This window comes from Phytomonospora sp. NPDC050363, assembly GCF_040655735.1.
Lineage (GTDB): Bacteria > Actinomycetota > Actinomycetes > Mycobacteriales > Micromonosporaceae > Phytomonospora.
The window spans coordinates 278,545-300,633 of the sequence record NZ_JBFAKK010000009.1; the positions used below are offsets into that span (position 1 = coordinate 278,545).

The following is a 22,089-nucleotide window of genomic DNA, read 5'->3' on the forward strand; positions in this document are numbered from 1 at the left end:
GCGACATCTCCCGGCACCTGCTAGATTCTCTTGGCATGTGCCGGGTTCTGCTATGACCACCGTGCCGACACCGAGCGGCGACGACCTCGTCCGCACGCTCGCCACGCTGGCCAACCCGCACCGGATGCGGGTCGTTGCCGCCCTGGCGCGCGAGCGCCACTACGTCTCCGGCCTCGCCCGCCGGCTCGGCATCAGCCGCGCCCTCCTCCAGCTCCACCTCAAGAAGCTGGAGGCCTGCGGCCTGGTCACCTCGAAGCTCGAACTCTCCGAGGACGGCAAGGCGATGAAGTTCTACGAACTCGCCGCCTTCGACATCCACCTCACACCGGCGTCGGTCGCGCGAGCCGCCGACGACCTCACCGTCGACGACGCGAAGGGAAGCCAGGAATGAGCGGCAACGACTGGACGGAGGTCATCGGCGCCATCGGCCTGTTCACGCTGGTGATCTCGACGGTGCTGGTGACGGTCTGGCAGATCAACGCCAACCGCCGCACACGCCTCGTCCTGGCCCGGGAGCGCTCGGTCCGCGACACCGAACTCGCCGACCTGCGGGCGCGACTGGAACGCGTCGAGAACATCCTCAAAGAGGTCGACTAGGGCTTGTCCTGTGGGTCTTGTGGGTGCGAGGCGGAGATCATTTTTCTTCTGGCCAGACGTTTCGCGGCCCTGGTACCGGTGTTGTACTCGGGCCGTGAAACGGCGCCGCCAGGGGACCTGTGCTCCAAAGAACGCTGAGCCCGTCGCAGCCCCGCAGTGATCCACCGGACACGCCCTAGGGCTTGCGCCGAGGCCGGCCCGCCGAGTTGCAGCTCGGCGGTCCGGCGGCGAAAGGGCACCACCCCGCCCGAGGGCGGGTCTTCATCGCGACACCCCTTCACCTGGAAGGACAGCACCTCATGCTGCCCAAAAGCAAATCGGGCGCGCTCTCGCCGCCCACGACCTCTCCCCCACCCGCGAAGCAACCCTTCGTCGACAGGGTCGCCGGCTGGTCGGTCCGGCACCGAGTGCTCGCCCTCGCGGGCTGGTTCGCGCTCGTGGCGGCCGCGCTGCTCGGCAGCGCGCTCGTGCCGGGCGAGGACGCCTCGGCCACCGACCCGGGCGAGTCGGGCGTCGCGCAGGAGGTCCTGCGCGCCCAGGACGCCTACGAGCCGGCACTGGAGAACGTGCTCGTCCAGCCCGCGAACGGCACGGATCTTCCCGCGCGGGCCGTGGAAGATCTCGCCGACAGCCTGCGTGCGCGCGCCGACCTGGTCGCCGACGTCCGTTCACCGCTCGACGGGGGCGACCCCGCCCTGCTCTCCGGCGCCTCGGCGCTGGTGACCTTCCGCGTCGCGGGCGCCGAGGAGTCGGTACGCGCGAACTTCGAGGCCGCGACCGCGCTGATCGCCGAGGTCGGCGAGCGCCATCCCGAGGCGCTGCTGGCGCAGGCGGGGGATCTGAGCCTGTCGACGGTGGTCGACGAGAAGCTCAAGGAGGACATGAGCCGGTCGCAGCATTTCTCGCTTCCGTTGACGCTGGCGATCCTGTTCGTGGTGTTCGGGGCGCTGGTCGCCGCTGCGATTCCGCTGCTGCTGGCGGCGAGCGTCGTGGCGACGGGGTTCGGGTTGCTGGCGGTGCTGGACAACTGGGTCGCGGTGAACAGCGCGACCTCGGTGATGATCATGCTGGTGGGCATGGCCGTCGGTGTCGACTACGCACTGTTCTACCTGCGGCGGGTGCGTGAGGAGCGGGCCGCCGGGCATGATCTCGACACGGCCCTGGCGACGGCGACGCGCACGTCGGGCCGGGTCGTGATCGTCTCGGGCCTGACGGTGATGTTGTGCCTGACCGGGTTGTTGCTGACCGGGCTGGACAACTTTCGTGGGCTGACGCTGGGCACGGTGCTGGTGGTCGGTCTGGCGCTGCTGGGTTCGGTGACGGTGCTGCCGGCGGCGCTGGCGCTGCTGGGCGACAGGGTGAACCTGGGCCGGCTGCCGTGGATCGGGCGGCGGCGGACGGGCGCGGAGGAGTCGCGGGTGTGGGCGGCGATCGCCCGCACAGTGGTCAGGCGGCCGTTGTGGTGGGGCTCGGCGGCGGCGCTGGTGCTGGTCGTCATGGCGTTGCCGGCGCTCGGCATGCGCCTGCAAAGCCCGGCGCAGGTGGAGAGCCTTCCGTCGAGCGTGCCGACGATCGAGGCGGCGCTGCGCATGCAGGAGGCCTTCCCGGGTGCGCCGACTCCGGCGCGGATCGTGGTGTGGGGACCGCGCGCGATGTCGGCCGAGACGACGGCGGCCGTCGGGGATCTGGCGTCGCGGCTGGGGGTGCCGGTGAGCACCGCCGACGTCGGCGACGCCATCGTCGTGCGGGTCCCCATGCCGGGTTCGGGCAGTGACGACGCCTCCAACGCCGCCTTGGAACACTTGCGGGCGACGGATCTGCCGGCCACGCTCGGGGAGGTCGACGGGATCGAGTTCGCGGTGGCGGGCCGCACGGCCTTCGCGCACGACTTCGCCGCGCGGGTCGCCGAGCGGACCTGGCTCGTGTTCGCCTTCGTGCTCGTCCTGGCCTTCGCGCTGCTGGTGGCGGCCTTCCGTTCCCTGGCGATCCCGGTGGTGTCGATCCTGCTGAACCTGCTGTCGATCGGCGCGGCCTACGGGATGCTCACCTGGGTCTTCCAGGACGGCAACCTCGCCTCCGTGCTGGGCTTCGAGCCCTACGGGGGCGTCGTCGACTGGCTGCCGCTGTTCATGTTCGTGCTGCTGTTCGGGTTGAGCATGGACTACCACATCTTCATCCTCAGCCGGATCCGCGAGCGCCTGTCGGCGGGCGTGTCCGTACGCGAGGCGGTCGTCGGCGGTGTCGCCGGCAGCGCGGGCGTGGTCAGCAGCGCGGCGGCGATCATGATCGCGGTGTTCACGGTCTTCGTGGCCCTCTCGGCGATCGAGTACAAGATGCTCGGGGTCGGCATGGCGGTGGCGATCCTCATCGACGCGACGCTCGTGCGCGGGGTCCTCCTGCCCGCCGCGATGGCACTCGCCGGAAAGCCGTCCGCTCGTCCGTCATAGAAGCCCACGGGGGCGCGGCCGACTCCTCACCTCACGGCCGCGCCCGCGGTTGTCACCGGTCACCGGGCAGGACCACAATCGGTGCATGCCATTCGTGCCCGTCACCGCCGCAAGCCGCGAAGCCCAGCCCGACGACCTGTGGATCCCCGTTCGAGGAAAGGACGTCGGGCACGCCCCCGGTGGCGGCTGGCTCACCGTCGCCGACGCCGGCGACGCGACGATGGTCTGCGTGGGCACCGACGGCGAGCGGCTGGTGTGGACCGGCGAGGCCGCGGCCGTCGGCTCGTACACGCCGTGGACGGCGCTGGCCGCCGACCCGGCGCACGGCCCGGCGGCGGTCGTGCGCGCGGTGCAGGTCGTGGGCTGGCGGGCCGCTCACCGCTACTGCGGTTCGTGCGCGGCGCCACTGCTCGACTGCCCGGGCTTCCTGTCCCGGCGCTGCCCGATCTGCGAGCAGCTGTACCTGGTGCGGCTCGGCCCGGTCGCGTTGGTGATGGTGACCTCCGGCGACAAACTGCTGCTCGTGCGGCACAGCTACGCCGTACAGCACATGTGGGCACTGGTCTCGGGCTACCTGGAGTCCGGCGAGTCCCTTGAGGACGCCGCGCGGCGCGAGGTCGCCGAGGAGGTCGGGCTGAGCCTGTCGGACCTCACCTACGCGGGAAGCGCGCCCAGCGCCTTCGGCGACCCCGACGTGCTGCTCGCCGGCTTTCGCGCCGAGGCGGCCGGCACCGAGGTACGCGTCGACCCGGCCGAGATCGCCGAGGCGCGCTGGTTCACCCGCGACGAGGTCGCCGCGCTCGGCCCCGAGCAGCTCCCCCCGGCGGGTTCGCTGCCGGTACGGATGATCGCCGAGTTCCTCAAGGTGTGATCAACCCCGCCCTGGACTTCACCGAAGCCTTAGCTTAGCCTCGCCTTAGCAACCGCTTCGTGAGGAGCCCGATGACCACCCTCAGCTTCGCCCCGGCGCTCGCCGCCCGACTCGCCTCCGAGGTGAGCTTCCCGGCCGTGCTGACCTCGCCGGACGGCGAGGGCGACTGGGTGAGTCTGCGCGAACTCATCGGCGGTGAGGCCATGCGCGGCCAGTTCGCGCGCCAGTCGGCCCGCGCCGACTCCCCCGCCGAGGTCCAGGTCACCCACGTCGTCGGCTGGCTCGCGGCGGCCGTCATCGCGCCGATGGTCGCCGCCCGGCGCACCGCCGGCGTCGTGCCGCTCCTCGACCCCGACGACACCTTCGTGCGCTGCGACCCCGGCGGCTGGTTCAACGCCATCGCCATCGGCGAGCCGGTGACCGTCGACGGGGGCGACCTCGACGCCGCCCTCGTCATCCACCTCACCGAGTTGTTCACGCCCGTGGTCGCCTACGCGCTGCCGCACTCGCGGCTCGGCCGCCGCACCGTGTGGGCGATGGTCGCCGACCGGCTCGTCCAGGCCCTGTTCCCAGAAGACCCGGCCGACCCGGGCGCCCGCGCCGCGCGCGAGCTGCTGGAGTCGATGCTCGCCGGGCGCGGCCCCCTCGAACAGCGTCGCCGCTGGACCAGCGTCCGGCTCGCCGGCGACCGCGAGGCGCTCTCGCCGGTGTCGGCCGCCTGCTGCCTGGCGTACAAGACCGACGGCGAGTTCTGCGCCCGCGTCTGCCCCAAGAGCAGCGAGGACGCGCGGGCCGCCGAGATCCGGCAGCTCTGCGGCGACTGACCAGCCCGCCCTGAACGCCGAAACGGCCCCCGACGCGAGTCGGGGGCCGTTTCCAGGTTCTCGCTAGGAGCGCGTCACCGAGATGAGCATCGGCAGAAGCGCCGAGCCGTCCCAGATGATGCGGATCTTCACGCCTTCCCCGGCGACCTTCACCGAGTTCTGCGGATTGTCGGCCCGCCAGTAGCGCAGCGGGTCGGAGTCGTCGAAGACCGGGATCCCGGAGCTGGCCGGGATGACCTTCTCCACACCGTTGAGGTGCAGGGTGGTCTTGTCGGTCTTCGCGTTGCCGAAGGTCGCGTCGAAGGTCTGGATCCGGTTGCCCAGCTTCGTGGTCCCGTTGGCCCAGAAGAGCGGGGCCGGACGGGCGTCGACGGGCAGGACCAGTCCCTGACCGGGGTGGACCGAGACGTTGTTGTCGCCCTGGGTGGTGTCGACGTACCAGATCAGCGCGCCGTCCTGGTACTTGTAGCGCTCGACCCAGTCGGGGGCGGTGTTGCCGAACCCGAAGTTGTACGGGCCGGTCTTGAGGCCCTTGTCGTAGCCGGTGTACTGCCGGTTCTCGACCAGGTAGAACCGCGCGCGGCTCTGCTCCTCGGTACCGGTGGTCCGCGTCCAGTTGTAGGCGGTCCAGCCGTTGTCGCCGTTCTCGACGTCGTCGGTCCAGGCGGCGGCACCGTCGACGGTCAGCACGACGTCGTCGATGAAGACGCCGGTGCCGTGGGTGTTGCTGTCGGTGGTGTACCGGTAGCGGAACTTGATGTTCTGGCCGGCAAAGGCGCTCAGGTCGAAGGAGACGTCGGCGAAGCCGCCGTTGTCACCGTCGAGCTTGTCGCCGAGAACCTGCCAGGTACCGCCGTTGTCGGTGGAGACCTGCGCGAAGAAGTAGTCGTAACCCTCTTCGGTGTCCAGCCGGACCTTCGCCGAGAGCGAGGCGCTCGTCGCGCCCGTCAGGTCGATGTCGCGGGTGAGCGCGGCGTTGATGTCATCGCCGTCGCCGCCCATCCACTCGTAGGAACCGCTGGACGGCTTGGTGTACTCCTTGACCACCGTCACCGGTGGCAGGTTGACCAGCGTCGCCTCCTTGAACGCGGAGGTGCCGCCGGCCGCGCCGAGCAGGCTGAAGGAGAGGTTGTCGTCCAGGTCGACCATGTCGTAGTCGAGCCAGCCGAGGAAGAACTTCTCCCACGGCCCCATGTAGCCGGGGACGTCGCCGATGGCGTTCTTGCCGGGGTTGAGCCACGAACCGCTCGACATGAGCGTCCAGAAGCCGGTCCCGTTGGTGCCGCCCTGGGTGTCGTACAGGTCGGGCAGACCCAGGTCGTGACCGTACTCGTGGGCGAACACGCCCAGGCCGCCGTTCTCCGGCTCGGTGGTGTAGTCGCCGAGCCACAGGCCGGTGTCACCGATCGGCACACCGCCGCCGGGGTTCCAGGCCGGGCCGGGCAGGTTCGACTGGGCGAACCAGCGGTGGGACCAGATGGCGTCCTCACCCTGAGCGCCGCCGCCGGCCTCTTCGCCCTCACCGGCGTGGATCGCCTGGAAGTGGTCGATGTAGCCGTCCGCCTCGTCGAAGTCGCCGTCGGCGTCGTAGTCGTAGCGGTCCCAGACGTCGAACTCCGCGAGGTGGTCGCGGATCTCGGCGACGGACTTGCCCGCCGCGATCTGGGCGTCGTACCACGCCTGCGCGGTGTCGGCGAGGAAGGCGCCGTAGCCCTCGCTCTCGTTGGTGTTGTTGCCGTAACGGGCCTCGTTGAACGGCAGCGTCACCCAGTCCTCGACCGCACCGGTGACGGTGTAGCGGCCGGTGGACTGCTTGAGATAGAAGTCCGTCATGGACGGACCCTTCTTGCTGAACAGCATCTCCTCGAAGTACTCCCGACTGTGATCGGGGGCCCACGCGGTCGAGTTGTCCTTGGTGCGGTCGGGCTCGGGGATCTCGTTGACCCTCGGTCCCGCCTCACCGCCGTGATCGCTGATCTGGTCGCCGAACTCCACCAGGAAGTTCAGGATCTTCTCGGTCTTGGGAGTACCCCACTGAACCCAAGTCCCGTCGGGCAACTGCACCCCACGGGACTCACCACGCGACTGGATGGCGGCCTCGCCGCCGACGACGGCGCTGACCGCGTCCATCTTGCGCTGGTGCTGCTCAAGCTGCTGCGGCGTGAGCGGAAGCTCCTCACCGGACAGTTCGGTGCTCTTGGGGTCGACCGTCTTGAGCGCGGTCAGGGACTCCGAGTCGTCAACAGGGGGTGACGCCTGGGCAGGCGTCACCACCCCGAATGTCATTACTCCCACCGCTGCTACGGCGGTGAAAAGGCGTGTGCGATTACGCACCGGGCTCCTCCCCTACTAAGGAACTAGGCTGCTGCAACACCTTCCCGTACGGATCACCGCCAGCGCAAGCCTTTGCCCGCCCGGGTTCCCTATAGGGCGATCACCTCTCCGGAGGTGCGGGAACGCTCGGCGGCGAAGACGATGCGGTGAGTGGCGAGGCTTTCTGAGACGTCGGTGAGAATCAGCTCGGGACGACCGAGCGAAATCGCCTCGACGAATGCCTTCATAAGCCCCAGATCCCCGCCTCCGTGACCTCCGGATGCGGAGTGGTCGGCCGGCGCGGTCTCGTGAACGGTCTTCTCGCGGGTGCGGAAATCAGTGATCTCGATACGGTCGGAGTCGCCGTAGAGCTCCCCGTGGGTGCCGAAGAAAGTCGTGCGGCGCCCGCCCATCATCGCGAAGGCGGTGACGGTGAAGGCGGCGGTGACCCCGCCCTCGTACTCAAGGTTGACGACCTGGTGGTCGGCGACGTCGTTGTCGCATTTGTACACACAGCGGCCGTAGGGGCTCTCGGCGAGCGCCTCGCCGATGAGCTGCTCGGTGGGCTCGCGGCCGCCGAGCATCTTCGACAGGGCGAAGGGCAGCCGGCCGATCCGGTAGATCTTGCGGGCGTCGTACTCACAGTCCACAAGGGGGCATTCGACGCACTTGTCGGCGGCGCCGGAGGGCTGCTGGTCGGCCTTGAAGTGGTGCAGGCCGCCGAAGGAGGAGACGCGCTCGACGGGCTTGCCGATGACGTAGGAGAGCCAGTCGATGTCGTGGCAGGACTTGGCCATCAGCATCGTGGCCGCCTCCTTGGTGGTGCGCCACGGTCCGCGGACGTAGGAGTGCGCGAAGTGGTCGAAGCCGATCGGTTCGAGGTGCTCGACGCTGACGATCTCGCCGATGGCGCCCGCGCGCAGCAGCTCGACGAGCTTGGTCGTGTAGGGCGTGTAGCGCAGGACGTGGCAGACGGCGATGGAGACGCCGTACTTGCGCGAGGCCTGCTCGATGGCGACGCACTCCTCCTCCGAGATGGCCATCGGCTTTTCGAGGAGGATGTCGTAGCCGAGTTTGGCGAAGGCGACGGTCGGTTCGAGGTGGTCGGCGTCCTGGGTGGCGATGACGACGGCGTCGGCCAGGCGCGGCTGGGCGGCCAGGTCGCGCCAGTCGGCGTAGAGGTGCTCCGGCGGCACGCCGTGCTCTCTTCGCATGGTGTCGAGGCGGACGTCGTTGGCGTCGGCGACGGCGGTGATGTGAGCCGGCGTGTCCAGCAGGGCGTTCATGCGCGCGTACTGGCCGCCGCGTCCGCCGGCACCGGCGATGGCGATGGTCAGGGGCCGGTCGAGGCGGGATTTTGAAAGTAGGTTGTGAAACTCCATGGGCTCGGAGGGTAGTCGCGAAGATCGTCAAATGGAAGAGGTGCGGCAGGATGTCGGCATGACCGATTCGGGCCGGCGCCGCGGACGACCGAGCACGGGCGTGCGCGAGGCGGTACTGGCGGCGACCGAGGAGATCCTCGCCGAGGCGGGCGTGGCGCGCCTGTCGACCAAGGAGATCGCGCGCCGGGCGGGTGTCGCCGAGTCGAGCATCTTCTACCACTTCACCGACCGGCTGGGGCTGCTCCAGGCGGTGGTGGCGCTGCATCTGCCCCGCTTCAAGGACGTCGCCGAGGGGCTGCGGGCCGGAGAGGGCGAGCTGCGCGGGAACCTGGTCGCGCTGGTGGAGGCGCTGGAGGCCTTCTACACGCGGATCGCGCCGATCCTGGCGGCGGTGCAGTCGGACGCGGAGTTGCGCGCGCGTTTCGCCACCCGGGGCGCCGGCGAGGTGATCGGGCCGCGCCGGGGTGTCGCGCCGATCGCGGCGTATTTCGCGGCCGAGCGCGAGGCGGGCCGGCTGCGCGCCGACCTGGACGTGGAGTCGGCGGCACTGCTGGTGATGGGCGCGGCGCACCAGCGGGCGGTGTTCGCCGGGCTCGGCGGGCCGGTGCCCGGTGCGGTCGGCGAGATCGTGGACGTGCTGATCCCGGGCCTGACGGCGGGATAGATCCATTGCTGCGCAAGGCATCGGATGACGCGGAGTACATTTACTGAGTCTTAACTCAGTAAACCTGGAGGACCGATGTTCGACCGCTTGGCAAGAGTCGTCGCACTGCTGTCGACGGGGCTGCTCTCCGGCGCCTTCATGTACGGCGCGGTGAACCTGGTGGAGACCTTCAAGGTCGTCCCGCTGGACATGCGGCTGTCCTTCCACAGCGCACTGATGCGGATGAACGGCGCGGTGATGCAGACGCTGATGGGCGTGGCCATCGTGAGCTCGATCACGCTGGCACTCGCCAACCGGGGACTCGACCGCGTACTCGCCGCCGTAGCGGCCGCGCTGGCGCTGACCTCACTGCTGGTGACCCGCTTCGGCAACGTGCCCATCAACGGCAGGATCAAGGTCTGGGCGGTCGAGGGCGCGCCGGCCGGCCACGCCGAGATCCTGGCCCGCTGGGAGGCCTTCAACTACCTGCGGACCTCGACGGCGATCGCCGCCTTCGTCCTCGTCATCGTGATCGTGACGCTCCGCCGGAAAACGGACTGACCGGGGCGTATGCGCCCGCGTGTGCGCTTCGGGCTCTAACCTTCGGGCATCCGTCCACAAAGGACGGCGACCCGGACCGGACGGGCGGCGCCCTACCGCCGCCCGTCCCCCGCTTTCCATCGGAGAGTGACCCCGACTTGACGCCGGCGAGGACGGTCGCCTACCGTCTGATGCATGCAGATATTCGCATGTGATTACTTGAGCCTGCCGGTGACCGGGACGGCGGTGGCCGGGTAATGGGACACGGCCACGACCACGGAGCCGGGCACGCCGGTGGACGCCACGCCTGGCGCCTGGCGGTCTCCTTCGGGCTCATCGGCGCCTACTTCGTCGTCGAACTCGTCTTCGGACTGCTCTCCGGCTCGCTGGCACTGCTGTCCGACGCCGGGCACATGGCCGCCGACGTGATCACCCTCGGCACCGCCCTGCTGGCCACCCGACTGGCGACGCGACCCGACTCCACCGGCCGCCGCACCTACGGCTCCTACCGCGCCGAGGTCTTCGCCTCCGGCTTCGCGGTCCTGGTGATGCTCGGCGTCGCGGTGTACATCGTCGTCGAGGCCGTCGGCCGCGCCGGGAACGGCGGCGAGGTGTCCACCGGCCCCATGCTGACCGTCGGCGCGCTCGGCCTGGTCGTCAACATCATCGCGATGGTCATGCTGCGCGCCGGCGCCGGCGAGAGCCTCAACGTCAAGGGCGCCTACCTGGAGGTCGTGGCCGACACCGTCGGTTCGGTCGGCGTCATCGTCGCCGGAATCCTCGTCGCCACCACCGGCGACACGATCTGGGACACCGTCGTGGCCATCGCGATCGGCGTCTTCGTCGTCGTCCGCGCCGTCCCCCTCGGACGGCAGGTCCTCGCCGTCCTCGCCCAGCACGCGCCGCCGGGCATCGAGCCCGCCGTCGTCGGCTCCTCCCTGGCCGGCATCGACGGCGTGGCCGACGTCCACGACGTGCACCTGTGGACGCTCACCTCGGGCATGCACGTGGCCACCGCTCACCTGGTGACCGCCGAGGACGCCGACTCCCACGCGGTCCTCGACCGGGCCCGCGACCTGCTGCGCAGCGACTACCAGATCGCGCACGCCACCTTGCAGGTCGAGCCGCGCAGCCACCGCGGCTGTGACGAACCGGGTTGGTGAGACGGCCCCGAAGCGCAGAGACCCGCACCGGACATCCGGCGCGGGTCTCCCGCCTTTTCGGGCCTTCGCGGGCCCGTCGAATAAGCGCCGCGCCAACTGCCCCAGCGCGCGGCACGTCGACTCGATCGCGCCCTCGATCCAGCAGCGGTACGCCGTCGACGTCCCGTCCCCGGCGAACACCAGCCGCCCCCCGGCCTCCGGCCGGCGCGTGTCCGGGCCGACCTCGACGGCCTGCCCCGGCATGTACACCGCGGCCTCGCCGCCGCTGTAGCGGTTCCGGGCCCACGATTCGACGTGGTAGCCGCCGGTGAACGACTCCGAGACCGCCGGTCCGTGCAGCCGTTCCAGGTGTGTGATCGCGGTGCGCGCGGCCTCGGCGGCGCCCAGCGCGTCCCAGCCCCGGGCGTCGTCGCTCCACGTGTAGGACGCGTAGATGACGCCGCCCTCGCCATTCGGGTGCGAGGGGTACACGATGTAGCGCAGCGGACCGTCGGTGACGTCGACGCCGCCGGGGGTGGTGCCGTCGCGGTCCCACCAGCGGGTATCGAACTCCAGCATGATCTTGGTGGCCGCGTCGTAGTGCAGCTCGCTGATGGCGCGCTGCTTGTGGTACGACAGCTCCGGAGCGAACTCGATGTGCCGCAACACCGGGTGCGGGCAGGTCAGCACCACCATGTCGGCCGTGAAACGCCGAACGCGGCCGGTGCTGTCGGTGGCGGTGACGACGCAGTCCTCGGCGCCCGTGTCGATCCTGGTCACCTTGTGCCCGGCGCGCACCGGCCCCGCCAGCTGGGCGAGCCCCGCGATGATCCGGTCCGAACCGCCGGGGATCTCCACCATCTCGACGCCCCGCGACAGGAACGTCCGCGACAGCAGGGTGTGCGTCAGCGACAGCGGCATCCGCGCGGTCAGATTCTCCAGCGTGCCCACCAGGTCGATGAGGTCCTCGCTGAATCCCGCCCCTTCCGTGAGATACCGGCGCAGGGACCACTCCCCGTACTCGGTGAGGTGCGAGCGCCACCCCTCGGTGTCGTGCCTGGCCGGGGTGATCCCGTCCAGCGCCGCGCCCAGGATCGCGCCCGAGTTGCGTTCGTCTCGAACGCCGAACTCGGCGTTCAGCGCACGCGGGTCGGCCTGGTACTCGCCCCGCGTCGTCCGCAGGTGCATGCAGTCCATGACCCGCTGGGGGTGTCCCATCAGGAACTGCCGTGACTCCAGGCCCAGCCGCCCGATCAGGGCGTGCGCCAGGGTGTGGTCCACCGGGAAGCGCATGGCGCCCGCCTCGGCGTAGGAGTCGGGCAGCAGCCACGGCTGCCGAACCGTCTTGATCCGTCCACCGAGGCGGATGTCGGCCTCCAGGACGGTGACCCGGGCGCCGGCTTCCCGCAGCAACGAGGCCGCCAGCAGCCCGGACACTCCCGCGCCGACGACGACCACGCTGCGGTCGGCCAGTTGGGTGAGCGGCGAATCCCCGGTCAGCATCGCGCGATAGCGCGCGGTCAGATCCGAACCGTCGACCGGATCGCGCCGGGTGATGTCACTGGCGACCTCGGTAAGACGATCGATGGCGATGGTGATGGCAGGCTCCTCTACAACGGTGTCAAAACACTCGAATGCATAGGATAAGCGCCATCCGGACACAAGCCGCGCGCCGCGCTCGCGACATCCACAATGGATCACGAGAAGGCCGATGATCTCCGGTCCGTGACCGTCCCTTGACAACCGGTTCACGACGGCGCCACGATGTCGCCAATTCATCGAAACGCTTCGATAGGAGCAGTTGATGCGACATCATCGCCTTCCACTGACGGCGGCCGCCGCGCTCGCGCTGGCCACCGCGAGCCTCTTAGCCGCACCGAACCCACCCGACGCGGCCGCCGCCGACGGCGCCGTGTCGGTGACCGTCAACGCCAACGCCGGGCTGGCCACCATGCCGGAGACCGGCCTCGGCGTCAACCACGCCATCTGGGACGCCGAACTGGCCTCCGACGAGACCGCCGACCTGCTCGCCGACGCCGGCGTGCGGATGGTCCGCTACCCCGGCGGGTCCTACGCCGACATCTACCACTGGGAGACCCACACCGCCCCGGGCGGCTACGTCGCCCCCGGCACGGACTTCGACGCCTTCATGGCCGCCGCCGAGCGGACCGGCGCCGAGCCGATGATCATCGCCAACTACGGCACCGCCAGTGCCGGGGAGGCCGCCGAATGGGTCAGGTACGCCAACGTGACCAAGGGCTACGGCGCGCGCTACTGGACGGTCGGCAACGAGAACTACGGCAACGGCCACTACGGCAGCGCCTGGGAGGCCGACGAGCGGCCGCGCAAGGACCCGGCCTACTACGCCGCCGAGGTCGTCGCCTACGCCGAGGCCATGAAGGCCGTCGACCCCTCCATCAAGGTCGGCGCCGTGCTGACCACGCCGGGGAACTGGCCCGACGGCATCGTCACCGCCGGTGACGCCGGCACCTGGAACCAGGTCGTGCTGTCCATCGCCGGACCGTCGATCGACTTCGTCGACGTGCACTGGTACCCCGGTGGGAGCAGTGCCGCCGAGTCGCTGACCAGGACCGAGCACATCGGCGACGCCGTGCGGATGCTGCGCGAGCAGATCGTCCGCCACGGCGGGGCCGGCGCCTCCCGCATCGGCATCAGCATGACCGAGCTCAACGTCGGCGTCGGACCGAACACCCAGCCGGGCGCGCTCTTCCTCGCCGACGCCTACAGCGAACTGCTCGCCGAGGGCGTCTTCACCGTCAACTGGTGGAACGTGCACAACGGCATCGGCACGGTCTCGACGGTCGCCGGGCAGACCGACTACGGCGACTTCGGCCTGCTCTCCAGCGGGACCTGCACCGCCGACGGATCGGTCTGCGAGCCGGCCTTCAACACGCCCTTCGCGCCCTACTTCGGACTGTCCATGATGGACCGCTTCGCGCGGCCCGGGGACCGTTTCGTCGCCGCCGGGACCAGCGACCCGCTGGTGGCCGCGCACGCCGTCCGGCGGCCCGACGGGAACCTGGCGCTGCTGCTGCTCAACAAGGATCCCGACAACGCCCGCGACATCACCGTCGACTACGCCGGTTTCGCCCCGGCGAGCACACCGCCGACGGTACACACCTACACCAACGGAGCCACCTCGATCACCGAGTCGGCGAGCGGCGGCGCGACGAGCCGGACCCTGCCGCCGTACTCGCTCACCACGCTGGTGCTGCGTCCGGCGCAGCCGGCCGTCGGCGCTCCCGGAGCTCCCGGGCAGCCGGTCGCCGCGCAGGTGACCGACACGTCGGCGAGGATCTCGTGGCCGGCCGGATCGGCCGGGGCCGCGCCGGTCGCCAAGTACGAGCTGTACCGGCAGAACGGGCCGGTCGGCGAGCAGCTGGGCGAGACGGGCGGGACGTCCATCACCGTCGGCAACCTCGTGCCGGGGACCCGCTACACCGTCAACGTCCTCACCAGGGACACCGCCGGGCGCGTCTCCTGGGCCTCACCGCCGCTGACCTTCACGACCGGTACGCCGGCGTCGAGCACGTGCTCCGTGCGGTTCGGCACCGACACGGACTGGGGCAACGGCTATGTCGCGAGCGTCGACATCACCAACACCGGCCCGGTCGCGCTCGACGGCTGGACCCTCACCTTCGCCTGGCCGACCGCCTGGCAGCAGATGAACGGCGGCTGGAACGCCGACTGGACGCAGACCGGCAGGTCCGTCAAGGTGACCCCGCTCGACCACAACCGCTCGCTGGCCGCCGGAGGCGGCACCACCAACGTCGGCTTCGTCGGCGGCTACAGCGGACCCAACGTCCGCCCGACCGTGTTCACCCTCAACGGGACCGTGTGCCGCACGGTCTGACGCCCTGACCCCTGACCCCGGACCGAGCCGTGTGGGAGCGCTACCCAGAATGGTTCGCGCGGCCGGGGAGAAGGAACATCGGCAAGAATCCCCGCCGCGACGGCCGGTCGGACCGCCCTCGGTGCCCGTTATGGACGATGATTCGACAATTGTCGTCTTCCATGAGGGGATCGGGTCCACATGCGAGCGAGCACTCTGCGCCGAGTCATCGTCGGTTCCGCGGCCGCGCTGGTCGCGGTGACCTTGACGGCCGGGCCGGCCTGGGCGGCCCCGAAGGAACCGCCGACGCCGAAGTTCGGGCCGTCGATCGACGACTACGCGCCCGACGAGACGCCCGGCAAGTGCCTCGACAAGGTCGAGCAGCCCGGAGTCGCCGCCTTCCGGGACTTCGTCCTCCCGCTGTATCCCGGGACCTCCAACGGCGGTATCCACGCCTGTAGCGGCTTCGAGCACAACGAGGGCAGGGCCTGGGACTGGATGGTCGACGCCGACGACGCCGAGGACAAGGCCGTGGCCGAGGTCGTGCTCGACTGGCTGCTGGCCGAGGACCGCTACGGCAACGACCACGCCATGGCCCGCCGGCTCGGGATCAAGTACATCATCTGGAACAGGCGCTACCTGCCCTTGACGGAGGGCGCGGATCACGACTGGGTCGCCTATACCGCCGACAACCCGCACACCGACCACGTGCACTTCAGCTTCAGCTGGGCGGGCGCGCGGAAGCAGACCACGTGGTGGAACGCACGGCTCGAACCCGACCGCCTCCTCAGGTCCCACGACCACGACGCCGATCGCCCCTCCGTTCGCACGTTCTCGACGGGCGACGACTTCTGGCAGGTGATCGCGTGGCGGGCTCCCTCGGGCCGCACCGACCCGGAGGGCGGCGGCCGGACGGTGACGGGCTGACGCCGACCGGCGAGGACCTCGACCTCGCCGGTCGCCACCGCATAAACTCCCCACGTGCTGATCCTCCTGCCGCCCTCCGAGGGCAAGACCGCGACCAGGCGCGGCGCCCCGGTCGACTTCGCCGGCCTGTCCTCCCCCGAACTCAACGACGCCCGCCGCGAGGTCGGCGAGGCCCTCGTGAGGCTGGCGGCCGACCCGGACCGCGCGCGGGCGCGGGAGGTGCTCGGCATCAGCGGGGGCCAGGACGGCGAGCTCGACAAGGACGCTGCGCTGTTCACCGCCCCGGCGTCGGCGGCGGCGAAGCTCTACTCGGGCGTGCTCTACGAGGCCCTGGGTCTGTCCACTCTCGACAGTGCGGCGAAGCGCCGGGCGACCTCTTCGGTGCGCGTCTTCTCCGGACTGTGGGGCATGGTCGGCACGGCCGACCGGATCCCGCCCTACCGGTGCTCGATGAACGTGCGGCTGCCCGGGATCGGCTCGCTGGCGGGCTTCTGGCGCAGGCACCTGGCCACGGTGATGCCCGCGCTGGTCACCGAGCGGGTCGTGCTCGACCTGCGCTCCTCGCCCTACATACCGGCCTGGCGACCGGGTCCGGCCGACGAGCAGGTCGTCACCGTGCGGGTGCTTCAGGAGCGGCTGGTCGGCGGCGAACCGACCCGAACCGTCGTGAGCCACTTCAACAAGGCGACCAAGGGCCGCCTCGTGCGCGACCTGCTCATCGCCGGTGTGCGCCCGAAGAAGGCCGCCGAACTCCTCGACGCCATGCGCGACCTCGGCTATCACGTCGAAGGTGACGGCCCCGGCCGCGCCGACGTGGTCGTCAGCGAGCTTTGACCTGCTCGCTGAGCGACCAGACGTGGGCGATGCCGGAGTCGCGGCCGTCGTAGTTGTCCTTGACCTCGTGCAGCGGCCCGACCCGCTCCTGCCAGGCGACGTTGGCCGGGTGCTCACGCAGCGCGGCCCGCATCGCCTGGTAGTCCTCGACGTCGATGATGTGGAAGAGATGCGTGCCGTCGCGCCAGATCCGCCAGTCGCGCACGCCGGCCTCCTCGAGTGCGGCGGCGAGCTCGGCCGGGATGGTCTCGTGGACCTCGTCGTAGTCGAGCTCGCGGCCGGGGACCAGTCGCGTGTGCAGGGCGATCTCCATGCGTTCTCCCGTCAGCCTTCCAGTCCGTAGACCTCGGCGGCGGTCCCGCCGAGGATCCTGCGCCGCTCGGTGGGCGCGAACTCGTCGAGGAGTTCGCCTGTCACGTCGAGGACGCGCTTGTACTCGGCGGCGAGGGTGCACACCGGCCAGTCCGAGCCCCACATGAGGCGTTCGGGACCGAAGGTCTCGACGGCGCACTCGAAGTAGGGGCGCAGGTCGGCGATGGTCCACTTCTCCCAGTCGGCCTCGGTGACCAGGCCGGACACCTTCGCAACGACGTGGGGGTGCTCGGCGAGCGGGGCGATGGCCTCGCGCCAGGCGGCGAAGCCGTCGGCGCCGATCTGGGGCTTGCCGAGGTGGTCGAGAATGAAAAGGGTGTCCTCGACGGCGCCGGCGAGTTTCGCCGCGTACGGCAGCTGCTCAACGCGCAGGACCAGGTCGAAGGTGAGCCCGGCGTCGGCGACGGCCTGTACGCCGCGCACGACCTCGGCGGTCGAGCAGTCGGCGGGGAAGGAGTCGGACTGGAGCTGTTCGCGGACGCCGACGAGCTTGTCGGCGCCGGGGAGTTCGCGGTACTCGGCGAGGGTGCGGCCGATGCCGGGGTCACGGATGTCGGCCCAGCCGACCACTCCGGCGATCGTGTCGCTGGTGGCGGCGAGGGCCAGGAACTCGGCCACCTCACCGGTCTTGCCGAGGCCCGCCTCGACCAGGACGGTCTTGTCGACCCCGGCGGGTCCGGTGACCGCGACCAGGTCGTCCACTGTGTACGAACGGCGCAGCGGCGCCAGTCCGGGCTCGGCGTCGAGCCACTTGTAGCCCTTGTTGTACTGCCACAGGTGGTGATGGGCGTCTATGATCATGGGACGGGTGCTTTCTCGTCGAGCAAACCGGCCCGGTTCAGGTCGGGCCACAACTCAGCGGGTATGTCGTGGCGGGCCATCGCCACGTTGTCGGTCACCTCTTCTGGACTGCGCGCACCGACCACGATGGCGCTCACGGCCGGATGGGCCAGCGAGAACCGCAGTGCGGCCGCACGTAGCGGCACATCGTAGCGTGCGCAGACCTCGCCCAGCGCGCGAGCTTTGGCCAAAGTGCCCGCATCGACCGTTGCGTAGTCGTATCGGGCGTCTTCCGACGGATCGGCCAGCAGCCCGGAGTTGTAGACGCCGCCGAGGATGACGCCGATGTCCTCCCGCTCGCACAAGGGAAGCAGCTCGTCGAGTCCGGACTGGTCGAGCAGCGTGTAGCGCCCGGCGAGCAGGACACAGTCGACGGCACCGGCGCGGACGAAGCGGGTGAGCATCGCGGCCTGGTTCATGCCGGCGCTGACGGCGCCGATGACGCCCTGGTCGCGCAGTTCGGCCAGCGCCACGGCGGCACCGGAGATCGCCTCGTCCCAGTGGTCGTCGGGGTCGTGGATGTGCAGGACGTCGACGCGGTCGAGCCCGAGGCGTTCGAGGCTGGCCTCCAGGGAGCGCATCACGCCGTCGTAGCCGTAGTCGAAGACGGGCACCAGCCCGGTGTCCTCGGCCCACGCCTCCTGCTGTCCCTCGGATCCCGGGACGAGCCGGCGTCCGACCTTCGTGCACAGCACGTATTCGTCGCGGGGACGCCGGCGCAGTGCCTCGCCCGAGCGCGTCTCGGACAGCCCGGCGCCGTACAGCGGCGCGGTGTCGAACAGGCGGATCCCGGCATCCCAGGCGGTGTCGACGGTGTCGAGCGCGGACTGCGCGCCGACCCCGGAGTACAGGCCGCCGATGGGCGCGAGGCCGAGCCCGAGGCGGGTCACCGGCAGGCCGCTGCGGCCGAGTGGGACGCGGGCGGTGGGCTCGTACGGGTTCGGCATAGCGCCACAGCATAGGCGCAGGCCGGGAGGGTCGCGTCGAGGGTCCCGCACGGCGCTCGCCCCGTCATAGAATTCGCGCGACCCGAAAGGAACGAACCCATCACCAGAACATTCGGCTCCGCCGACCGCCGGCAGCGCGCCGCCGCCTCACTGGCGGGCCTCAGCGTCGGCGACGCCCTCGGCGCCCAGTTCTTCGTCCCGGCCAACCGGGAGCACTTCGAGGCACGCACGGTCCCGCCCGCACCGTGGGACTGGACCGACGACACGCAGATGGCATGGGTGCTCACCGAGCACCTGCGCGAGTTCGGCGAGGTCCGCCAGGACGACCTGGCCGCCGCCTTCGCCGCGGAGTTCGACCTCTACCGCGGCTACGGTCCGGGCGCGGGACGCCTGCTGCGGCTCGTCCGCGACGGCGGCGACTGGCGCGAACTGTCGGCCGCCATGTTCGGCGGCTCGGGCTCCTTCGGCAACGGTGCCGCGATGCGCGTGGCGCCGCTGGGCGCCTGGTTCGCCGACGACCTCGACCGCGCCGCCGGACAGGCGGCACTGTCGGCCGAGATCACCCACCGCCACGGCGACGGGGTCGCCGGGGCGGTGGCGGTCGCGCTGGCCGCCGCGCTGGCCTCGGCCGACGAGACCCCCGAGCCCGGCGACCTGTTCACCGAGGTCATCGGACGCCTCGACGACGGCAAGGTCCGACGCCGCCTGGAACGGGCCCGCGCCATGCCACGCGGAACCGAACCAGCGGACGTCGCCCGCGAACTCGGCAACGGCTCCCACACCGGCGCCCACGACACCGTCCCGTTCTGCCTGTGGGTCGCCGCGCACGAACTCGCCGACTTCCGGAAGTCCTTCTGGGACACCGCGTCGGCGGGCGGCGACGTCGACACCACCTGCGCGATCGTCGGCGGGATCGTCGCGGCGAACACCGGCCCCGACGGGATCGCCGCGGAATGGCTCCGCTCGCGCGAAGCCCTTCCGGAGAACGCGGCTCAGGCGAGCTGACGGGTGATCGTCGGATCGGTGATCTTGTCGTCGGCGGCCAGCAGGAACACCTTCGACAGGATCACCGCGAGCATGCCGTCGGCCTCCTCGAAAGGCAGGAAGACCTGCTTTCCGCTGTGCGGCTTGGCGACGATGCACAGGTAGGAGTCGTTGGGCTCCATCAGGATGTTGCCCGATCCTATGTGGACCTTGAAGGTGCGCTGCTTGCCCTTGACCCGCACGAAGCGCTCGCCGATCTCGACGCGGTCGGCGACCTTCGTGCGGGGCAGCAGGCGCAGCAGCGCCTCCCGGCGGATCTGGGCGGCGGCGCCCAGCTCGGCGACGCTCGCGGTGCGCCAGTAGTCCCAGTGGGCACCGTCGCGGCCGGTGTCGGCCCAGGTCGGGTCGGTGGCGATGGAGGTGACGCCCACGGCCAGATCGCAGTCGCGGAAGGCCTCCGACAGCACCAGCGCCGGGATCTCGGTCAGGTCCACCTCGGCGCCGTCGCGGGTGAAGCGCACCCGGCCGCTCGAAGCCAGCGACGGGGTCATCCCGCCGTCGGCGGTGATGGCGTCGACGAGGGTGAATCCGAAGTGGACCCGGTAATCGGCGGCCGTGGCCTCGTCGCGATAGACGCGGTCGGCCTCGCCGTCGTAGCCGGCGTCCCAGTAGCCGAGGTTCAGCCCGCTCCAGTTGCGCGACGCGAGCAGGGCCTTGGCCTGCCCGTACCGCATCACGTGCGCGGCGAAGCGGTTGGAGTAGAAGCGCGTGGCCTCCTCGGCCGGCGTGAGCAGGTAGATCTCGCGGAAGGCCTGCTTGAAGGGCTGACGCAGCCGCTCCTCGGCGAGGCGGTCGCGCCAGGCGCCGACCTCCTCGCGGGCAGCGCGGACCGGATGCCACAGGCGGACCTCGGCGGAGGCGGGCACGACCAGCAGGCCGCCGTCGACCATGGACAGTTCGCCCTCGGCGGGCAGCCCGGCGCGCCAGCTCTGGCCGCCGTCGGTGGACACCTCCCAGATCAGCGAGCGCGCGATCCGGCCGGTCACCGGGTGTTCGAGGCAGTACGCGCGCCATTCGCCACCGGCCCAGGAACGCCCGGAGATCAGCGCCTCCTCGACACGGTGGCGCTGCGTCGGAAGCAGTTGCTTGAGCTCCTTGGCCTCCCGGCGCAGGTCGGCGAGCACGTCGCCGTGGTCGGCGCGCACGGCGGCGGGAACGCCCGACATGCGCCTTCCGGCGGCGTCGGCGAAGGCTAGCCCGACACCGTCGTCGGTGAGGGCGAGGATCGCGGTGTACGCACCGACGGCCTCGTGGCGCACGCCGTCGGCGTCGAGGCCGTGGTCGGGGACGGTCCGGTCGAGCAGCCGGTCGCGGGTCATTCCGGTGCGTTCGGCGACCGCTGCGAGGGCCTTGTCGACGGACTTGAGCGTCGTCTTGCGCCGAAGCCGCGAGCGGGCGCGGGCGAGTTGCGCGACGGCGGCGTCGTCGGTGCGCTCACCGAGGGAGCCGATGGCGGCGTTGACGAGGCGCTCGCTGCGCAGTTCGCCCCAGCCGCCGGTCACCCGCGCGGCGGCCACGATCGCGAGGTCTCCCAGCAGCGGTGCGACCCACGGCGCGTCGAGGGAGGCCGCGGCCCAGACCAGGCCGCGCATGGCGTCGAGGTTGGCGCCGTCGAGGTAGCGCGCGGTGGTGTAGGCACCGTAACCGGAGTCCTCGACGATCAGGTCCTCGCGGTGCGCGACGAGCATGGTGAGCAGGTCGCGGACGTCACCGTGCACGCGGGGGCCGACGAGGGTCGCGGCCTTCTTGCGCCACGAGGCCGTCGGCCGCGAGCCGCTGCTGATGGCCACGCAGTGCTTGAGGAGCGCGACGAGCGCCGGGCCGGAGAGGCGGTCGCGGAGGGTGTCGCGGACGCGCGGGCCGAAGGCGTCGTTGTCGTTGAGGATCATCGCGGGCAGCTCCTCGTCGGCCTGCGCGCCGACTCGGGCGGCGAGCTGGTCGAGCTGCTTGACGAGCGTGCCGCGACGGCCGGGGTTCATGTCCTCGAAGACCTCGGCGGCGCGGGCCCTGGCCGCCAGGATCGGCTCGCGCAGGGTGCTCAGCTCGTCGTCGGTCAGTCGCGCCGCCGCCGACACGGGAAGCCGCATGACGGTGGGCAGATCGCGGTAGGCCTCGGAGGCGGCCGCGCAGGCGAACAGGACCCCGATCTCGGCGAGCGTCCAGGGGAGCTTGCGCACGGCGACGGCGTCGGTGACGGCGTTGCAGAGGTGGTAGGTGGCCCGCTCCGGGCCGCCGGTCCAGCGGCACAGCATCGCCCACAGCCCGGCCGCGCGAAGGTCCTCTGTGGACAGCAGGCTCAGATGGGTGCCGGCGCCGGAGTTCTTCAAGGTGTCGCGCCAGCCGAAACGCCGGCCGACGGCGAACTCGCGCAAGGAGTGGCCGACCTCGATGAGCCGCTCGTCGACGGGCGGCAGCCAGTCGGCGAGGTGCTTCGTTTTCGCGCCGATCGCCGAGGCCAGCCGCTCGGCCTGCTCCGGATCGATTCCGCCGGCGCCGATGAAGGAGTCGCCCAT

At 70.8% G+C, this 22,089-nt stretch carries 18 protein-coding genes and 1 pseudogene; 12 read left to right on the plus strand and 7 right to left on the minus strand.

All coding sequences use genetic code 11. The features are described 5' to 3' along the window. Positions 1 to 52: 52 nt before the first annotated feature. From AB0I28_RS24995 to AB0I28_RS25015, 5 genes are all read left to right on the plus strand, one after another. A complete protein-coding gene (locus AB0I28_RS24995) occupies positions 53 to 391 on the plus strand; it encodes a helix-turn-helix domain-containing protein (protein WP_357497125.1) in 339 nt (112 codons plus the stop codon). After that, positions 388 to 597 (plus strand): hypothetical protein, encoded by a 210-nt coding sequence (locus AB0I28_RS25000; protein WP_357497127.1) that lies wholly within the window; start codon positions 388 to 390, stop codon positions 595 to 597. Before AB0I28_RS24995 ends, AB0I28_RS25000 begins: the two co-directional genes overlap by 4 nt. Positions 598 to 896: 299 nt before the next feature. After that, the gene (locus AB0I28_RS25005) at positions 897 to 3,044 is read left to right on the plus strand and encodes an MMPL family transporter (RefSeq protein ID WP_357497129.1); all 2,148 of its coding nucleotides are present in this window, start codon (positions 897 to 899) and stop codon (positions 3,042 to 3,044) included. An 85-nt stretch (positions 3,045 to 3,129) separates the two neighbouring features. Continuing rightward, positions 3,130 to 3,915, plus strand: a complete 786-nt coding sequence (locus tag AB0I28_RS25010) for an NUDIX domain-containing protein (RefSeq protein WP_357497131.1) — start codon at positions 3,130 to 3,132, stop codon at positions 3,913 to 3,915. A 71-nt stretch (positions 3,916 to 3,986) separates the two neighbouring features. After that, positions 3,987 to 4,739 carry a ferric iron reductase gene (locus AB0I28_RS25015; protein WP_357497133.1) on the plus strand — a complete coding sequence of 251 codons (753 nt, stop codon included), beginning with the start codon at positions 3,987 to 3,989 and terminating at the stop codon, positions 4,737 to 4,739. A gap of 63 nt (positions 4,740 to 4,802) precedes the next feature. Here the strand turns inward: AB0I28_RS25015 and AB0I28_RS25020 are convergent, their stop codons facing one another. Continuing rightward, a complete protein-coding gene (locus AB0I28_RS25020) occupies positions 4,803 to 7,010 on the minus strand; it encodes an immune inhibitor A domain-containing protein (protein ID WP_357497135.1) in 2,208 nt (735 codons plus the stop codon). Between the two features lie 152 nt (positions 7,011 to 7,162). Further along, on the minus strand, positions 7,163 to 8,434 hold the full coding sequence (locus tag AB0I28_RS25025; protein WP_357497137.1) for a Gfo/Idh/MocA family oxidoreductase: 1,272 nt from the start codon (positions 8,432 to 8,434) through the stop codon (positions 7,163 to 7,165). A gap of 58 nt (positions 8,435 to 8,492) precedes the next feature. Here AB0I28_RS25025 and AB0I28_RS25030 point away from each other — a divergent pair, with 58 nt between their 5' ends. The 3 genes from AB0I28_RS25030 (at position 8,493) to AB0I28_RS25040 (ending at position 10,780) form a co-directional block, all read left to right on the plus strand. Continuing rightward, a complete protein-coding gene (locus tag AB0I28_RS25030) occupies positions 8,493 to 9,098 on the plus strand; it encodes a TetR/AcrR family transcriptional regulator (protein WP_357497138.1) in 606 nt (201 codons plus the stop codon). Between the two features lie 75 nt (positions 9,099 to 9,173). Further along, positions 9,174 to 9,638 (plus strand): anthrone oxygenase family protein, encoded by a 465-nt coding sequence (locus tag AB0I28_RS25035; protein ID WP_357497140.1) that lies wholly within the window; start codon positions 9,174 to 9,176, stop codon positions 9,636 to 9,638. A 236-nt stretch (positions 9,639 to 9,874) separates the two neighbouring features. Next, positions 9,875 to 10,780, plus strand: a complete 906-nt coding sequence (locus AB0I28_RS25040) for a cation diffusion facilitator family transporter (protein WP_357497265.1) — start codon at positions 9,875 to 9,877, stop codon at positions 10,778 to 10,780. 117 nt (positions 10,781 to 10,897) lie between these two features. On the opposite strand, the pseudogene AB0I28_RS25045 reads toward AB0I28_RS25040, so the two are convergent. Continuing rightward, positions 10,898 to 12,538 (minus strand): annotated as a pseudogene (locus tag AB0I28_RS25045) (NAD(P)/FAD-dependent oxidoreductase); the annotation flags it as partial. 25 nt (positions 12,539 to 12,563) lie between these two features. Between AB0I28_RS25045 and AB0I28_RS25050 the strand changes: the two are divergent. The 3 genes from AB0I28_RS25050 to yaaA all read left to right on the plus strand — a co-directional run bounded on the left by AB0I28_RS25050 (position 12,564) and on the right by yaaA (position 16,373). Then, positions 12,564 to 14,633 carry a cellulose binding domain-containing protein gene (locus tag AB0I28_RS25050; protein WP_357497142.1) on the plus strand — a complete coding sequence of 690 codons (2,070 nt, stop codon included), beginning with the start codon at positions 12,564 to 12,566 and terminating at the stop codon, positions 14,631 to 14,633. Between the two features lie 180 nt (positions 14,634 to 14,813). Next, positions 14,814 to 15,539 carry a hypothetical protein gene (locus AB0I28_RS25055; protein ID WP_357497144.1) on the plus strand — a complete coding sequence of 242 codons (726 nt, stop codon included), beginning with the start codon at positions 14,814 to 14,816 and terminating at the stop codon, positions 15,537 to 15,539. Between the two features lie 54 nt (positions 15,540 to 15,593). Further along, on the plus strand, positions 15,594 to 16,373 hold the full coding sequence (gene yaaA / locus AB0I28_RS25060) for a peroxide stress protein YaaA (RefSeq protein ID WP_357497146.1): 780 nt from the start codon (positions 15,594 to 15,596) through the stop codon (positions 16,371 to 16,373). Here the strand turns inward: yaaA and AB0I28_RS25065 are convergent. From AB0I28_RS25065 to AB0I28_RS25075, 3 genes are read right to left on the minus strand one after another with little or no spacing between them, the layout of a single operon-like run. Next, a complete protein-coding gene (locus tag AB0I28_RS25065) occupies positions 16,360 to 16,686 on the minus strand; it encodes an L-rhamnose mutarotase (protein ID WP_357497148.1) in 327 nt (108 codons plus the stop codon). The genes yaaA and AB0I28_RS25065 overlap by 14 nt on opposite strands. An 11-nt stretch (positions 16,687 to 16,697) precedes the next feature. Beyond that, on the minus strand, positions 16,698 to 17,546 hold the full coding sequence (locus AB0I28_RS25070; RefSeq protein ID WP_357497150.1) for an amidohydrolase family protein: 849 nt from the start codon (positions 17,544 to 17,546) through the stop codon (positions 16,698 to 16,700). After that, positions 17,543 to 18,532: an aldo/keto reductase gene (locus AB0I28_RS25075; RefSeq protein ID WP_357497152.1), complete on the minus strand. Its 990-nt coding sequence runs from the start codon at positions 18,530 to 18,532 to the stop codon at positions 17,543 to 17,545. Before AB0I28_RS25075 ends, AB0I28_RS25070 begins: the two co-directional genes overlap by 4 nt. A 99-nt stretch (positions 18,533 to 18,631) precedes the next feature. Here AB0I28_RS25075 and AB0I28_RS25080 point away from each other — a divergent pair, with 99 nt between their 5' ends. After that, entirely contained in the window at positions 18,632 to 19,537 is a 906-nt protein-coding gene (locus AB0I28_RS25080) for an ADP-ribosylglycohydrolase family protein (RefSeq protein ID WP_357497267.1), read from the plus strand. Here AB0I28_RS25080 and AB0I28_RS25085 read toward each other — a convergent pair. Beyond that, positions 19,525 to 22,089 (minus strand): DUF4132 domain-containing protein, encoded by a 2,565-nt coding sequence (locus AB0I28_RS25085; protein ID WP_357497154.1) that lies wholly within the window; start codon positions 22,087 to 22,089, stop codon positions 19,525 to 19,527. The two genes, AB0I28_RS25080 and AB0I28_RS25085, sit on opposite strands and share 13 nt — an antisense overlap.

Coding starts and splice junctions, on each gene's coding strand:
- AB0I28_RS24995 (WP_357497125.1), top strand. CDS start 53: ATGACCACCGTGCCGACACCGAGCGGCGACGACCTCGTCCGCACGCTC.
- AB0I28_RS25000 (WP_357497127.1), top strand. CDS start 388: ATGAGCGGCAACGACTGGACGGAGGTCATCGGCGCCATCGGCCTGTTC.
- AB0I28_RS25005 (WP_357497129.1), top strand. CDS start 897: ATGCTGCCCAAAAGCAAATCGGGCGCGCTCTCGCCGCCCACGACCTCT.
- AB0I28_RS25010 (WP_357497131.1), top strand. CDS start 3,130: ATGCCATTCGTGCCCGTCACCGCCGCAAGCCGCGAAGCCCAGCCCGAC.
- AB0I28_RS25015 (WP_357497133.1), top strand. CDS start 3,987: ATGACCACCCTCAGCTTCGCCCCGGCGCTCGCCGCCCGACTCGCCTCC.
- AB0I28_RS25025 (WP_357497137.1), bottom strand. CDS start 8,434: ATGGAGTTTCACAACCTACTTTCAAAATCCCGCCTCGACCGGCCCCTG.
- AB0I28_RS25030 (WP_357497138.1), top strand. CDS start 8,493: ATGACCGATTCGGGCCGGCGCCGCGGACGACCGAGCACGGGCGTGCGC.
- AB0I28_RS25035 (WP_357497140.1), top strand. CDS start 9,174: ATGTTCGACCGCTTGGCAAGAGTCGTCGCACTGCTGTCGACGGGGCTG.
- AB0I28_RS25040 (WP_357497265.1), top strand. CDS start 9,875: ATGGGACACGGCCACGACCACGGAGCCGGGCACGCCGGTGGACGCCAC.
- AB0I28_RS25050 (WP_357497142.1), top strand. CDS start 12,564: ATGCGACATCATCGCCTTCCACTGACGGCGGCCGCCGCGCTCGCGCTG.
- AB0I28_RS25055 (WP_357497144.1), top strand. CDS start 14,814: ATGCGAGCGAGCACTCTGCGCCGAGTCATCGTCGGTTCCGCGGCCGCG.
- AB0I28_RS25065 (WP_357497148.1), bottom strand. CDS start 16,686: ATGGAGATCGCCCTGCACACGCGACTGGTCCCCGGCCGCGAGCTCGAC.
- AB0I28_RS25070 (WP_357497150.1), bottom strand. CDS start 17,546: ATGATCATAGACGCCCATCACCACCTGTGGCAGTACAACAAGGGCTAC.
- AB0I28_RS25075 (WP_357497152.1), bottom strand. CDS start 18,532: ATGCCGAACCCGTACGAGCCCACCGCCCGCGTCCCACTCGGCCGCAGC.
- AB0I28_RS25085 (WP_357497154.1), bottom strand. CDS start 22,089: ATGGGCGACTCCTTCATCGGCGCCGGCGGAATCGATCCGGAGCAGGCC.